This is a genomic window from Treponema sp. Marseille-Q4523 (assembly GCF_016901105.1).
GTDB lineage: Bacteria > Spirochaetota > Spirochaetia > Treponematales > Treponemataceae > Treponema_D.
The window spans coordinates 1-1320 of record NZ_JAFEVM010000093.1 but is presented as its reverse complement, the minus strand read 5'-3'; the positions used below and the strand labels follow the sequence as shown (position 1 = coordinate 1320).

Below are 1320 nucleotides of genomic sequence, written 5' to 3'. Positions count from 1 at the left end.
GTTTGCTCTAGCCCGCTTGTAAGACACGGGCAGGCAGTTGTTTATATTCCATCCCCTTATTTTTCATTATTAAATACAATAATTTTGCCATCTTCCGCGCTATCGCCGTTATCGATACCTTCTTCCCTTTCCCTCCTCCTGTCATATAAAAGTATTTTGCCTGTAATGCTCCCCCATACTTGCTTCGTACCAATGCCCATGCCGCCTGATATAATAGTGCTCTGACAACCCTATTCCCCTGCTTCGTAATGTGCCCATACTTGTTTATCGTACCCGAACAATCTATCCGCGGTACTAAACCAAGATAATTAGCCACTTGATCTCCATTACTAAACCGCTTTCCATCTCCAACATATGCTGCAAATGCAAGTGCCGTCTTTTCTCCTACCCCCGGTATCGTTTGTGCCCGCTTGATAGATTCATCCTCTTCGCATTCCTTTTTTATCATCCCTTCCAACGTCTGTATGTGCCCTTCCAATACCGTAAGCCTCTCACACACTCGTTTCGCTTGGTCTGCTTCATACCCAAAAAGCTGGGGAAGCACATGCTGCCGCTTTGTATCCCTTTTCAAATCACTCTTCGTAATTGTCGTTATCCCGCATTGCACGAATAAGGCATGCAGTCGATTTATCTCTCGTGTCCGATCTTCTTTCAAGCTCTTCGTTTCTCTGACTAACTTCCTCCGATTCCATTCCGTATCCGTCGGTACATCCACTATCGGTAAGTCTTCCTTTTCATATAGCTTAATCAACCGTGCAAGCTTTACCGCATCTTCTTTATCCGTCTTCTTCGTACTGGCATAGATTATCGATAACTGAGAGGCATGTAAGATTACCACCGTACAACCGATAACTCTCATCTCTCGCTCCATCACAAACGCAAGACTATTCGCTTCCATCGCGACAATATCTTCCGCCTTTAACGTTGCATACAGTTTTACTCTTCCCGCTGTTGTCGTTAATCCTCCGGATCCGTTCACCTTTCCTTTTTGATCAAAGTAACGCATTTCATACGTCCGCTTGCTCAAATCCAAGCCGATCCATCTTCCGTTCCCTTGCATACGACACCCCCTTGTGCTATAAAATAGGGAACAGGGAGCTTTTACCGGTTTTTTGGTTACCGTAACTCCTATTCGCGGTACGCACCGTTAGCGGTGCGGCCGCATTTTGTTTTACGGCAGCAGGTTTTGGTTAATCTCGTTGCCGAGGTTCCTCTGTATTCAAGATTTCCTCACGTTCTAGGGCAACCTGCTGTCTGCTCCCTTATCCCGTCGGATAAGACTACCACTTCTGCCGGTAATTAAAAACATAGCATCTCGTT

The 1320-nt window shown here is 45.7% G+C and carries 1 protein-coding gene; it reads right to left on the bottom strand.

Going from position 1 to position 1320, the window contains the following annotated elements:
- Window positions 1–7: 7 nt before the first annotated feature.
- Window positions 8–1060 carry an IS110 family RNA-guided transposase gene (locus JSQ97_RS12870; RefSeq protein ID WP_205076418.1) on the bottom strand — a complete coding sequence of 351 codons (1053 nt, stop codon included), beginning with the start codon at window positions 1058–1060 and terminating at the stop codon, window positions 8–10.
- Between the last annotated feature and the right edge of the window lie 260 nt (window positions 1061–1320).